The sequence below is a fragment of the Raoultella sp. genome (genome assembly GCF_039594335.1).
Taxonomy (GTDB): domain Bacteria; phylum Pseudomonadota; class Gammaproteobacteria; order Enterobacterales; family Enterobacteriaceae; genus Klebsiella.
In genome coordinates, this window is the sequence record NZ_JBCNNS010000125.1 from 1 (window position 1) to 12,324 (window position 12,324).

Annotated in this window: 12 protein-coding genes; 1 reads left to right on the top strand and 11 read right to left on the bottom strand. The window is 60.0% G+C overall.

Features of this window, described 5'->3' with window-relative positions; genetic code table 11:
* Positions 1-68 precede the first annotated feature (68 nt).
* Entirely contained in the window at positions 69-1,643 is a 1,575-nt protein-coding gene (gene nifA, locus ACZAHD_RS18015; protein ID WP_462457994.1) for a nif-specific transcriptional activator NifA, read from the bottom strand.
* Positions 1,640-3,127, bottom strand: coding sequence for a nitrogen fixation negative regulator NifL (nifL, locus tag ACZAHD_RS18020; protein ID WP_462457995.1), 1,488 nt, complete (start codon positions 3,125-3,127; stop codon positions 1,640-1,642). The genes nifA and nifL overlap by 4 nt, the downstream gene beginning before the upstream one ends.
* 321 nt (positions 3,128-3,448) lie before the next feature.
* Here nifL and ACZAHD_RS18025 point away from each other — a divergent pair, with 321 nt between their 5' ends.
* Complete coding sequence (locus tag ACZAHD_RS18025) at positions 3,449-3,979, top strand: flavodoxin (RefSeq protein WP_462457996.1); 531 nt, start codon at positions 3,449-3,451, stop codon at positions 3,977-3,979.
* 23 nt (positions 3,980-4,002) lie between these two features.
* Here ACZAHD_RS18025 and nifM read toward each other — a convergent pair whose 3' ends face one another.
* The 9 genes from nifM to nifE all read right to left on the bottom strand — a co-directional run bounded on the left by nifM (position 4,003) and on the right by nifE (position 12,138).
* Positions 4,003-4,803, bottom strand: coding sequence for a nitrogen fixation protein NifM (nifM, locus tag ACZAHD_RS18030; RefSeq protein ID WP_100685012.1), 801 nt, complete (start codon positions 4,801-4,803; stop codon positions 4,003-4,005).
* Complete coding sequence (locus ACZAHD_RS18035; protein ID WP_462457997.1) at positions 4,800-5,246, bottom strand: nitrogen fixation protein NifZ; 447 nt, start codon at positions 5,244-5,246, stop codon at positions 4,800-4,802. The genes nifM and ACZAHD_RS18035 overlap by 4 nt, the downstream gene beginning before the upstream one ends.
* Positions 5,243-5,503: a nitrogenase-stabilizing/protective protein NifW gene (locus tag ACZAHD_RS18040; protein WP_462458002.1), complete on the bottom strand. Its 261-nt coding sequence runs from the start codon at positions 5,501-5,503 to the stop codon at positions 5,243-5,245. Before ACZAHD_RS18040 ends, ACZAHD_RS18035 begins: the two co-directional genes overlap by 4 nt.
* A complete protein-coding gene (nifV, locus tag ACZAHD_RS18045) occupies positions 5,503-6,645 on the bottom strand; it encodes a homocitrate synthase (RefSeq protein WP_462457998.1) in 1,143 nt (380 codons plus the stop codon). The genes ACZAHD_RS18040 and nifV overlap by 1 nt, the downstream gene beginning before the upstream one ends.
* 14 nt (positions 6,646-6,659) lie before the next feature.
* Positions 6,660-7,862 (bottom strand): cysteine desulfurase NifS, encoded by a 1,203-nt coding sequence (gene nifS / locus ACZAHD_RS18050; protein ID WP_462457999.1) that lies wholly within the window; start codon positions 7,860-7,862, stop codon positions 6,660-6,662.
* A 30-nt stretch (positions 7,863-7,892) separates the two neighbouring features.
* Positions 7,893-8,717, bottom strand: a complete 825-nt coding sequence (gene nifU, locus ACZAHD_RS18055; RefSeq protein WP_100685007.1) for a Fe-S cluster assembly protein NifU — start codon at positions 8,715-8,717, stop codon at positions 7,893-7,895.
* 195 nt (positions 8,718-8,912) lie between these two features.
* Positions 8,913-9,383, bottom strand: a complete 471-nt coding sequence (locus tag ACZAHD_RS18060; RefSeq protein WP_100685006.1) for a NifB/NifX family molybdenum-iron cluster-binding protein — start codon at positions 9,381-9,383, stop codon at positions 8,913-8,915.
* Positions 9,370-10,755: a nitrogenase iron-molybdenum cofactor biosynthesis protein NifN gene (nifN, locus tag ACZAHD_RS18065; RefSeq protein WP_462458000.1), complete on the bottom strand. Its 1,386-nt coding sequence runs from the start codon at positions 10,753-10,755 to the stop codon at positions 9,370-9,372. The genes ACZAHD_RS18060 and nifN overlap by 14 nt, the downstream gene beginning before the upstream one ends.
* 3 nt (positions 10,756-10,758) lie before the next feature.
* Positions 10,759-12,138, bottom strand: coding sequence for a nitrogenase iron-molybdenum cofactor biosynthesis protein NifE (gene nifE, locus ACZAHD_RS18070; RefSeq protein ID WP_462458001.1), 1,380 nt, complete (start codon positions 12,136-12,138; stop codon positions 10,759-10,761).
* Positions 12,139-12,324 lie beyond the last annotated feature (186 nt).

Consider the following 12,324-nt stretch of genomic DNA (forward strand, 5'->3'; position numbering starts at 1 on the left):
AACTACAAACACTAAATTGTCGCAATTCCGCCGCGCTGGCGACAATGTTCTGAACCTCACATAAGGGCTCAGAGTCGCGGCATGGTGATATCCATGATCTGAATCCGATACGCGACCTGGCGCGGTGTCATCCCCAGCAGTCGCGCCGCTTTGGCCTGCACCCAGCCAGCTTTTTCCAGGGCCGCAATCAACCGCTGGCGCTCATCAAGGCTGTTATCGAGCCAGCCGTCCTCCGCCGGGCCGCTGGTGGGCTGCGCTTTCGGCGGATTATCGCGATGGTTGAACAGGATCACGTCCCGGTCTATCAGGCCACTCTCCGACATCACCGCCGAACGCTCGAGGCAGTTTTCCAGTTCTCGGACGTTGCCCGGCCAGCTGTACTCCATCAACAGGCGAATGGCCCCATCGCTGATACGCAGCGTTCTTCCCTGGTTCTGGGCGATTTTACGCACCAGAAAGTGCGCCAGTTCGGCGATATCCTCTTGACGTTCGCGCAGCGGGGGCAGGGCGATGGGCATCACGTTCAGGCGATAGTAAAGATCCTCGCGAAAATGGCCCAGCCGCACCTCTTCTTCCAGGTGGCGGTTGGTCGCCGCGATGATGCGCACGTTCACGCGCAGGGTTTCATCGCCACCGACGCGCTCCATTTCTCCCTCTTGCAGAATCCGCAGCAGCTTAGCCTGAAACGAGGCGCTGCTTTCACCGATCTCATCCAGAAACAGAGTCCCGCCGTCCGCCAACTCAAAGCGCCCTTTACGCTGGCGCACCGCGCCGGTAAACGCGCCTTTTTCATGGCCAAACAGCTCGCTCTCCAGCAGGGTATCCGGTAGCGCCGCGCAGTTGAATTTGACGAAGGCCGCGGCGGCACGCGGTGAATTATGGTGAATAGCATTGGCGATAAGCTCTTTCCCGGTACCGCTTTCGCCGCGTACCAGCACCGTGGTGTCCCAGCGCGAGACCTGACGAATAATCTCCATAATCTGCCGCATCGCCGGGCTTTTACCGACCATGTTCTCGAGGCCGAAACCGCGCGATGGTGCACAGGTGCGCGGTCGCTCAATTCTGGCGGCCTGCGGCGGCGGCTGTGAGGCGGAGGCCGGCAGGATCATCAGGCGAATCGTCTGGGCTATCAGGTTGGCGACCGTTTCGAGAAACCGGGTACAGGCCGGCAGCCGCTCCTCCTGACGGGCCATCGGCTGGGCCGCCAGTACACCGATAGGCCGGGAATGGGGGCCCATGAGCGGTACGGCAATAAACGGCAGGTCATAATCGTACAGGCTGAGACGGTCGAGAAAACGCTGATCGTCGGCCACACGCGGCAGCACCAGCGACTGGCCCTGCGCCAGCACGGTACCGACCAGACCTTCCCCCGGCCGGTAGCGAATTTGCGTACTGCCTGGGAGCGTCTGATTTTCCGTTTGCTGCAGCGCTTCGATACTCAGAATCTCCTGCTGGCTGTCGTACAGGCAAATCATCCCGTGCTGCATAAAAGCATCGTTATGTAACACGCTCAGTACCTCCTGCAGCGTTTTACTCGCTTCGGTGGCGCGGCTCAATATTACGCTTATCCGCTGCATGGCGGTAAATTGCTGGGAGAGATCGAAGCGCCTGACGGTGGTATCCGAATCGAATTTATGGCTCATTGATCACCTCCGTTCAGGGTATTAAAGAGCGGAAAACGCATGACGAGACTGGTCCCCCCCTGCGAGCGCGAAGCCAGTTCAATCGCGCCGCGATGGTAAGCGACCAGGGTTTGGATCAGCCGCAGTTCCATCCCTTTGCCGGGGGAGTTTAAGGCATCGGGGGAGTGGGTATAGCGCACCTGGAGCAGCGGCACATTGTCGTTGAGATACAGCGAGAGCCAGCCCTCATCCTCTTCGGCATAAAGCTCTATTTCCAGCGGTACGGAGGGCAGCTCGGCGGCGAGGGCCAGCGTGCGGTCAAGCCATAAACTTAAGCAGGCCAGCAACTGTGTGCGTTGGCCAAAGCCCACCAGATGCGGCGAAGCCATATCAATATGCAATTTTGCGCGGTCGTCAAAGCGGGTGCGGTACAGGGCACACAGGTCGTCAAAGAAGGGTTGTAGCGGCCAGACGGCGTTGCTTTCCAGTTCAAGGGAAGGGCGGCAGCGCTGCAGGCGGGCCATGGCTTCTTCGCCTTCACGCCACGCTGCGTCCAGCGCCACGTTGCCGCTGCCTTCGCCGTTCAGCCGACGGGCCGCTGCCAGCATATTGATCGGGCAGTTAAGTTGGATCAGCGCTGCATCCAGCGACTCGCGAATGGCGGCCAGCAGCTTACCGGCGGTCATCTGCTGCTTCAGACGGTCGAGGCGGCCCTGTTCATGCTGCTGGCGCTGCTGGGTGCAGTCGGCGATCACCACCAGCGTTCGCGCCGGGGCGCTGTCGATAAAATAGCGACTGGCTTCTTCGCTGACGCCGGGCAATCCCCAGCAGGTCACCGACAGCCAGCGGACCGCGCCGCGGATCACCACCGGCAGAATTTGCTCTGCGCCGGGCCCCATTGCGTGCGGTGAAACCTGTAGCTCAGCCAGCAGCTCTTTCCCGCCGCAGTCCGCGCAGAAGGTTTTGTAGGCGAGGTTATCCATCACCACCCGATCGTGCTCATCCACCACCACCACGGCAGCGGGAATGTTATTAAGCACTGCTTCCATCAGCGTCATATGGTTGCGCAGACGCTGTTCCAGGGTATAGCTGACGCTGATATCCCGCTGCATCGCCAGATAATGTTCCAGCTCGCCCTGCGGATTCAGCACCGGAGTGATGTCGATATCCACCAGATACAGGCCGCCGTCGCGGCGCTGGTTAATCAGCTGACCGCGCCATGGCTGGCGCTGGAGAAGGGTTTGCCACATCTCCTGGTAGATTGCTCGCGGCGTCTGGCTGCTGGCCAGCAGACGTGGGTTTTGGTTTAACAATTGCGTCAGCGAATACCCGGTCTGGCGGCAAAAAGCCGGGTTGGCGTAAATAATATTCGCCCGGGCATCGGTGAGGGAGATAGCCACCGATGCTTGTTCGACCATCGTAAAAAACAGCCCCGGATGTTGTTGAGTCAGCGCACCGGCAATCGCCTCCGGCACGGCGTTATCGAGCATCATATTCAGGGTCATCGCAAACTCCTGTGTCGCAGTTATGACAATTTGTCCGACACCGCGACAGGGATAGCGCGGTTTTATCCGAACCCCTATAACCATGCAAACCGTGAGCCCTTATCGAAACGACCTGCAGAAACATTGATCCGGCAGGGGTAAAACCGACATTTGTGTCGCATTTTCCGGCTCGCCAGGCCCGCGGCGAGCGGCAGCAGCAGGGCGAGGCGATCGTTATGGGGCAGGGATGAACCGTAGTAGGGCAATGAAACCTGGCACAGCCTTCGCAATACCCCTGCGATAACTTGTGTTTTCAGACACCATTCCCAACAGGAGCGCAATATGGCCAACATTGGTATTTTCTTTGGCACCGATACCGGTAAAACCCGCAAAATCGCGAAAATGATCCACAAGCAGCTCGGCGAGCTGGCGGATGCCCCGGTCAACATTAACCGCACTACGCAGGACGATTTTATGGCCTATCCGGTCTTGCTGCTGGGCACGCCGACGCTCGGCGACGGCCAGTTGCCAGGGCTTGAGGCCGGATGCGAAAGCGAATCATGGAGCGAATTTATCAGCGGCCTCGGCGACGCCAGCCTGAGCGGGAAAACCGTGGCGCTGTTCGGCCTCGGCGACCAGAGAGGCTATCCGGACAACTTCGTCAGCGGCATGCGTCCGTTATACGACGCCCTGCGCTCGCGCGGCGCGCAGATGATTGGCAGCTGGCCGAATGAGGGTTATGAATTTAGCGCCTCTTTGGCGCTGGAAGGAGAGCGCTTCGTTGGGCTGGTACTGGATCAAGATAACCAGTTCGACCAGACCGAAGCGCGACTGGCGACCTGGCTTGAGGAGATTAAACGCACCGTGCTATAGAGGCCATTGGGTAGCCGCCGGGGCTACCCGCACAGGCCCGGCTGACGGGAAATCATCTGTTCCAGCCACTGGCGCTGGTGACGCTGCTGGCTCTGCTGCCAAAGATAATCACGCGCGCGCTCCAGCGCCTGCTGCTGCTCCATCGGTGCGGCCGGGCGAATCGCTTCACACCATAAAAGATGCCAGCCCAGCTCACTGGCGACAGGGGGGCTCAGCGCGTTTTCCGCCAGAGCAAACAGCGCACTCTCGAGCTGCGGATAGAGTAAACCCCGGCTAATCCAGCCTAAACGCCCGTCTTCCAGTGCGCTCGGGCACTGAGAATAGCGGCGGGCCAGTGGGGCGAAAGCATCCCGGGAGGCGTTAATTTGCTGATAGAGGTCGAGGATTTGCTGATGAACGGCTTCACGGTCATTCTCGACGGTCAGCAGCAGATGGCGGGTCAGACGTTGTTCCGGGCGCATAAACTGCGTCTGATGGCGCAGATACCAGGCCTGTACCGTGGAGATATCCGGCTGTGGCGCCTGACGGGCAATATCGGCAAAGGCGATTTCCAGCCGGGCGTGATGCAGCACGATGGCTGCGCGTTCTGGTGGTGTAAAGTGACCTTCGTCGAGCCAGACGGCAAGGGAGGCGGCGATATTATCCTTCAACGTCGGCGGGATAGCGCCTTCCGGGACCAGCGCGACGATCGTCTGCTCCATCTGGCACTGCTGTTGCCAGGCCTGCTCAAAAGCCGGTGTATCGGCAGCATTCAAACTTGTCGGATCGCTATTCCAGCGAGTACGTGCCAGCCGTTGCCGACCAAAACGTTGCCATGCGTTCACTCTTCTCTCTCCTCTGTAAGGGCGATGGCCTGTGCGGGGACCCTGAACCAGCGGCCGCTAAAATCGACGGTATAGCAGTCGCCAGACTCACCCCGATCGGTAGCCTCAATGCGTCCCCGCTGGCCAGCGGTCACGACCACATCGCCGTTGACCGAGAGTGCCATCTGACAGGTGACGCTATCACCGTATTGCAAGTTCCCGGCCAGCCACGGCTCAGAGATAGGGATCAGCTCCTGTTCGCGGCAGCCGATGATCCGATCGCTGTCGGGGAAGTGGATCTGATAGATAATCTGATCCTGCAAAAAAACGCCCCAGTCGCGGACAAATCCGCGGCTGCCTCGCCTGACCAGCAGCGCGCCTGGAGCGAAGCCCGCGACGGTACCGTCGTTACGAATCGCGCGTACCACGCGAACCTCCTCACTAAAGGTGAATTTAGGTCTCATGTTTCGTTCTCCTGAAACTGTTGCTGATAGCTCTCTGCGAGCAGACGACGCGCCAGCAGCCAGGGGGCACGGGCGTTTTCTTCCAGCTGGTTTCTCAGCGGTACTTCAGCGCGCAGTTTGCGGTGAAACGTCGCCAGCACCGGCAGGCAGCAGCGGCCAAGCAGCTCGGGCTGATAGGGGACCGAGAAAAACTGAAAAAAGGATTCGGCGGAGCGGAGTTCGTCCACGCCGGGAATTTGATAAAACCACTCCATGATTACCCCCTCACTCGCAGCGCGGACTCAGCGCACAGCTCGTCGTAGATAGCCACCAGTTCGTAATCCTTCGGACTGCGTTTCCAGTTTTCGGCAAAGCGGCGGATGGCGGGCAGCAGCTGGTTAATTTGCGCAGCATTCAGGTGATAACCCATCAGGTTAAATACACCATTGACCGCCTGACGCCCGGAATGTTTGCCCAGCACCAGCCGATAGCTGCGCCCCATCAGAGAAGGGTCAATGGACTGGTAGCTTTCGCTATCGCGCAGGAGTGCCGCCACATGGACCCCAGATTCATGGGTAAACACCAGCTCGCCGACCAGCGGCTGCTGTGGGTCGATGGTGCGCTGCGCGGCTTCTGCGACCTTCTGACAGAGCGCGGGCAGCGCGGCAAAATGTACACCAGTCTCTACGCTGAGGCAGCGCTCAAGGCCCAGTGCGACGGTTTCCAGCGCCGCGTTGCCTGCCCGCTCGCCAAGCCCGAGGACCGTGGTATTGACGCTGGTGGCTCCGGCGCTGACCGCCGCCAGCGTATTGGCGGTCGCCATGCCAAGATCGTTATGGGCGTGCATCTCGATTTCTCCGGCCCAGACGTCACGCAGTGCCGAGATTTGCGTCGCGGTGGTGAAAGGATCGAGTAAGCCGAGCGTATCGGCATAGCGCAGGCGAGCGGCGCCGCATTGCTGCGCCACCGCGGCGATGTCGCGCAGGGTCTGTTCGCTGGCCCGCGAGGCATCCTCGCAGCCAATGCACACCTTCAGACCGAGGGTATGCGCCAGGTGGATAAATATCGCCAGCCGCTCCAGCAGTACCGTTAGCGGTTCACGCAGTTTATACTGCCGCAGCTTATCCGAAGCCGGAATCGAGATATCCACCCAGTCGATGCCCAGATCGGCGCTCTGGCGGATTTCCAGCGCGTTCATCCGACACCAGGTCATCAGCGTCGCGCCAGGCAACTGACGGCGCACCAGCTGGATCCGCGCGATCTCCTCGTCGCCCATCGCTGGGGTGCCGACTTCCAGCGCCGTAATCCCGGCGGCATAAAGCGCCTCGGCAATGGCGACCTTTTCACTGGTGCGAAAGGCGACGCCGGGGCTCTGCTCACCGTCGCGCAGGGTGGTATCGTTAATCAGCACGCGTCCCATCAGCCACCTCCGCCTTAGCCGTAAACCGGCGTGAAGACGGCGTCCGCAGGGCGCGGTTTGCCGTTCTGCCAGTAGGGCGACAGCGCACGCAACCGGTCGATAATCGGCGGCAGTGAGGCAACGACGTAATCGATATCTTTCTCCCGAGTGTAGCGCGAGAGGGAAAAACGGATGGTGCCGTGGGCAGCGGTATAGGGAATATTCATTGCCCGCATGACGTGGGAGGGTTCCAGTGAACCTGACGTACAGGCGCTGCCGCTGGAGGCGGCGATCCCGGCCTGGTTTAGCAGCAGCAGAATGGCTTCGCCTTCAATAAACTCAAAGGCCAGATTCACCGTGCCGGGCACCCGTGGTTGGCTACCGCCCATCACCATTACCGACGGCACGCTGGCCACCAGACGATGCTCCAGGCTATCGCGCAACTGGCCGATATGCGTCATTCCCGGCAGATGAATACTCGCCAGCTCGCAGGCCGCGCCCATGCCCACGATCCCGGTAATGTTTTCCGTCCCGGCCCGCCGACCGTACTCCTGGTGACCGCCGCGCAGCAGCGGACGAAAGCGTGTTCCCCGCCGCAAATAGAGGCAGCCCACCCCTTTTGGCCCGTGGAACTTATGCGCCGAGCAGGAGAGCATATCAATGCGGGTCTGGCCCACAGCAATCGGTATTTTCCCCACAACCTGCACCGCATCGCAGTGAAACAGCGCCCCTTGTTCATGGGCCAGTTCCGCCATTTCGCTGACCGGGAAAAGTACCCCAGTCTCGTTATTCGCCCACATAATGCTGACCAGCGCGACGCGTGGGCTGAGTGCAGCGCGGTACTGCGCCATGTCCAGCGCGCCCTCGCCATCCACCGCGATGCGGTGAATCAGGTAGCCCTGACGCTCGAGGTGTTCGCAGGCCGCCAGCGTCGCCGGATGTTCGACCGCGCTGGTGATAATTTCGCGTCGCTCCGGCAGCAGGGTGATTGCCGAGGAGATAGCGGTGGCGGTGGCTTCGGTGGCGCAGGAGGTAAAGATGATTTCGCTGGGATACTCCGCGCCCAGCAGGGCCGCAGCCTGTTGATGCGCGCGTTCCAGCGCCGCCTGGGCCGGAATGCCAAAATCATGTATTGACGAGGGGTTGCCGTAAAAATCGGTCAAAAAGGGCATCATAGCTTCCAGAACCATCGGGTCCAGACGGGTGGTGGCGTTGTTATCGAGATAAACCTGTTTCATCTTGTCCCCCTTGGGTCAGTTAACCGCGGCTCAGGCCGCCACCACTTCCATATAACAACCGGTACGTTCCATCAGTTTTTGCTGCAGCCAGGCGAGAGTCATATCGGTCATCATGCAGCCGCTACAGCTGCCGGAGAGGCTGACGGTCACCTGGTGGTTGTCAACGCTGAGCAGCGACATATCGCCGCCGTCGGCCTGAATATGCGGGCGCAGTTCAGCGATGGTATCGACGACGCTCTGCCAGTGCGGATCTTTGCTGCTGGCCGCGGCAGGCGGCGTCTGCGGCTGTTGGGCGAGGATCTCCGCCAGCGCCAGTTCGATTTTTTCGTGGCAGGCGGTACAGCCGCCTCCTGCTTTGGTGTAGTTGATCACCTCTGTAAGGGTGGTCAGGCCGTTGTTCAACACCGCGCGGCGAATATGCCCTTCATCGACGCCGAAGCATTTGCAAATAAGTTTGCCCTCGTCATGTTCTTCCTCAAGGCTTTCGCCGCGAAAGTTGGCGATAGCCGCGCGCAGAGCCTCCTGGCCCATCACCGAGCAGTGCATTTTCTCCGGCGGCAGCCCGTCGAGATAGTCGGCAATCTGCTGGTTGGTTATCTGCCCGGCTTCGGTGAGGGTATGGCCAATGATCAGTTCCGTCAGCGCGGAGGAGGAGGCGATGGCGCTGCCGCAGCCAAAGGTCTGGAAGCCCGCCTCCTCAATGATTTCGCTTTGCGGGTCAACGCGCAGCATCAGGCGCAGGGCGTCGCCGCAGCTTAACGAACCCACGTCGCCTACCGCGTTGGCGTTGTCCACCACGCGCGCGTTGCGGGGGTTAAAAAAATGGTCTTTCACTTTCTCGGAGTAATTCCACATGCTGTCAGCTCCAGGGATGATGACGGAAAACGCCGGGGCGCGGTTCACCGCAGGAGTGCGGTGGTAATGACGAACTAGCAAATGCGATACCAGGAGATAAAATTAATTATTTTCAATTGGTTATTATTTTTACCTGACAAGGCCCATCCTACAGTGTCGTGATGTTTTGTGGGCTTTGTCACAGAAACGACACGACTAATGCCGCGAATCCAGATCCTCATGCCACTCCTGTTCCTGAAGCAGACGGGCAAAGCGATCCGGGTCGCGTTGACGAGTGCTTTTACGCTGCTCTTTGTCGTACCAGTAGAGCTGGATCTCCTGCAGTAAGCCGACGATAGTGGTGTCGGCGGGGACGCGTTCGGCGCGGACGCCGACCTGCAACAACTGGCGAAAAACCGCCTCGCCAATCGCCACGCAGAACAGCGTGACGCAATCCTCAAGGGCGTGGATCCTTCTGGCGATCTTCTCCGCCTGATGGCCGTTTTCGACTGAGAAATCCACCACCCGGATCAGCGTGACCCGGTCTGCCCTGACGCCGTATACCACCAGCCGCGGCGTGGCGCCAAAATGTTGATCGACATGACGATAATCGGAACTGGCGAAGGCGACCTTTATAGACCAGTCATCGGAATGGACCATATCAAACTGACGATTAATCGGCGGCATAAGCGCCTCCTGTGGAGAGTGAAGATTCTGTGCTCTGGCGAAGCGGCGAGTGGTAGTGGGCGAGGTGGTGATGGCGCTCGCGCATCAGATTCGCCAGCTCAAACAGCGTATCGCGCATTCCGCAATACCCCTGGCGTACCCGGCGAAATTCGCCGAGCTTGTCAAAGATAGGAAATCCCGCGCGCACCAGCGGCAGCGCGAATTGCTCCGCCAGGTCACGGGCGTGGGAGTTGGCCACCAGCAGGTCGGCGGGCTGCGCGCACAGCAGGGTTTGCAGATCCTCCAGATCCCCCGGCACCACCCGTTCGACTGGCAGCTGGCGCAGGCTGGGATGACTGGTGGGAGCGACCAGCGGTCCGGGTTGCATTCCCTGGCTGTTGGCGAAATCGCACCACGCCGCCAGCAGATCGCCTTCCGCCGCTATCGCCATGCGCTGGCCCTGCAGCCACATATGGCAATCGATCATCGCATCCTGCAGTTGACCGCGCTGGCGTTCCAGCCACTCGGGAACGCCGCGTCCGGAAATTTTCGCCAGTTGATGGATAAAAGCGTCGCAGCGTTCGAGGGTCATCAGATGTGGCAGAGAAATCACCTCCCCTCGGCAGCGCTGGACGAGCAGCGTAGATGCACGATGAAGGGAGACACCAATGGTGAAGCTACACAGACTTTGCCCCATTTGCTCTATCTGGCGCAGCGGCGTTCCGCCCTGGGTTAGCGGCGAGAAATCCCCCGCAGCCAGGTGCCCATCCATCGACTGCGCCAGGTCCGGCAGGATCACCGCCTGCAGACCGAACGCTTCGACACACCGGCGTAACCACTCAATATCGCCCGGCGAGCAGAGGTGGCTGACCAGCAGGTTGACCCGGCGATTACGCTGAGCGGGGCGCGGCGCTGGCGCCACCCACTGCTCAATGATGCTCTCCAGCACCGCGCTAAAACCGTTTTCCATGGAGCCATAAAAATCCGGGGTGTTAACCGTCAATATCGCTACCCCCTTGTGACGGGGATACTCTTCGCGAAACTGGCGGACCACGCGGGAAATATCGCTGCCCTGGGCTTCAGACAGCCCGGTGCTGAGCAGTACGATAGCCTGCGGATTATTACGCTGGCACAGGGTATCCAGGGCGGTAAAAATATTGCCATCTGCGCCCATAATCGTCGAGGTGGGGTCCATCGCCGTCGACTGCAGGGGAACCGGGTCGTGAAAATGCTGGATAAAAAAGACTTTGGCGAAGGCGCTACAACCCTGTGCGCCGTGGACGAGAGGAATACTGTGGGCGATCCCGAGGCTTGCGAGGATCGCGCCGAGCGGCTGGCCGGTTTTGATCGGGCTGACCGCCAGCGGTTTATCGGTACGGAAGATGTCTGCCATGATTTACTCCTGGTGCCAGGGGGCGCGGGAATGGGTTTGCGGCCAGATCGGGCTGTTGATGGTCTGACACAGCTGGCGGGCGAGGGTGACGATGCCCTGATAGCCGGCGAAGGCGTGTTCGCGCTCCTGATTGATATCGAGAAACGGCAGTCGGGCTTTATAGGCGGTGTACATATTGCGTCCGCCGGCGATCATCAGATCGGCCTGATAGCGATATACCACGTCCAGCAGGGAACGGGCGTTACCTTCCTCCAGCATCACCGCCTCGTCGCCCATCAATTCGCGGATCCGCTGTTTATCCTCTTCGGTGGATTTGCGCGTGCCGGTTGCCACCACGCTCATGCCCAAATCTTGCAGCGCCGACACCACCGACCACGATTTCACTCCGCCGGTATAGAGCAGTGCTTTGCGGCCACGCAACTGTTCACGCCACGGTTGTAGTGCCAGTTCAGCCGCCTGCTCCTCCCGCGCAATCAGCGCTTCGGTGCGGCGACACAGGTCGTCATCGCCCAGCAGCGTCGCCAGCTGGCGCAGGGCGTCGGAGGTGGCGCGAATACCGTAGAAACTGCCCTCGAACCACGGCGTGCCGTAGCGCTGCTCTAGCGCTCTGGCGACGTTAATTAACGCCCGCGAGCAGACCAGCATATTGGCCTGCGCCCGGTGCATGGTCTGGATCTCGGCAAAACGACCATCGCCGGAGAGGCTGCCGAGCACGCGGATCCCCAACTCATCAAGCAGCGGCTGAATGTGCCAGAACTCGCCGGCAATATTGAATTCACCAATCAGGCCAATATCATGACGCTGTTCTGGCGCAAACGGTGAGGTTTCCGGCCAGGGCGCTGGTTCGCGCTGGCCGATGACCCGTTTCACCATGACTTCGCCCGCCAGCCGATTGCCGAGATTTTTACTGCCGTAAAAACCGGCGGCATCAATGGCAATAACCGGTACGCCGGTCGCAGTCTGCGCGGCCTGGCATACCGCTTCCAGGTCATCACCCTCCATGGCCGGGACGCAGGTGTTGTAGATAAAGACCGCCGCCGGATGATAGCGGGTGACAATATGGCGCACGGCGTGAAACAGGCGACGTTCGCCACGGCCCATAATCACATCCTGTTCGTTGAGATCGGTGGTGAACCCGAGTCGGTTAAGGGTTGGCCCGGAGCTGACGCTGCCGCGGTTATCCCAGGAGCTTCCCGCGCAGCCGATGGGGCCATGAACCAGATGCGCCACGTCGGCAATCGGCAGTAAGGTTATCTGCGCGCCGTCGAACGCGCAGCCGCCGGCGGTAGAGCCGGGTTTGGGGGCGCTGCAGCCGGATTTTTGTTTATGGTTGTGTTCACAGGCCGGTTCATCCAGCAGCGCCAGAATTTCATTTCCCTTCATAGTGACCTCGTTGACGATGGGGGGATGAGGGGAAGATGCAATTCGCGCTCCATAAGAGAAGCCTTGATATTTAAAGGAAAAGTATTGTTATCTTTGCGACAAAGCCAACAATCGGACAATGGAGCCACCGTGCTAAATTCTATGCTTGTGGTGAGAAAGTGAAGATGACCCTCACGGTGGTCAATC

Excerpts from the sequence above, each read along its gene's own strand:
- nifA (WP_462457994.1), bottom strand. The coding sequence starts at position 1,643 with ATGAGCCATAAATTCGATTCGGATACCACCGTCAGGCGCTTCGATCTC.
- nifL (WP_462457995.1), bottom strand. The coding sequence starts at position 3,127 with ATGACCCTGAATATGATGCTCGATAACGCCGTGCCGGAGGCGATTGCC.
- ACZAHD_RS18025 (WP_462457996.1), top strand. The coding sequence starts at position 3,449 with ATGGCCAACATTGGTATTTTCTTTGGCACCGATACCGGTAAAACCCGC.
- ACZAHD_RS18035 (WP_462457997.1), bottom strand. The coding sequence starts at position 5,246 with ATGAGACCTAAATTCACCTTTAGTGAGGAGGTTCGCGTGGTACGCGCG.
- nifV (WP_462457998.1), bottom strand. The coding sequence starts at position 6,645 with ATGGGACGCGTGCTGATTAACGATACCACCCTGCGCGACGGTGAGCAG.
- nifS (WP_462457999.1), bottom strand. The coding sequence starts at position 7,862 with ATGAAACAGGTTTATCTCGATAACAACGCCACCACCCGTCTGGACCCG.
- nifU (WP_100685007.1), bottom strand. The coding sequence starts at position 8,717 with ATGTGGAATTACTCCGAGAAAGTGAAAGACCATTTTTTTAACCCCCGC.
- ACZAHD_RS18060 (WP_100685006.1), bottom strand. The coding sequence starts at position 9,383 with ATGCCGCCGATTAATCGTCAGTTTGATATGGTCCATTCCGATGACTGG.
- nifN (WP_462458000.1), bottom strand. The coding sequence starts at position 10,755 with ATGGCAGACATCTTCCGTACCGATAAACCGCTGGCGGTCAGCCCGATC.
- nifE (WP_462458001.1), bottom strand. The coding sequence starts at position 12,138 with ATGAAGGGAAATGAAATTCTGGCGCTGCTGGATGAACCGGCCTGTGAA.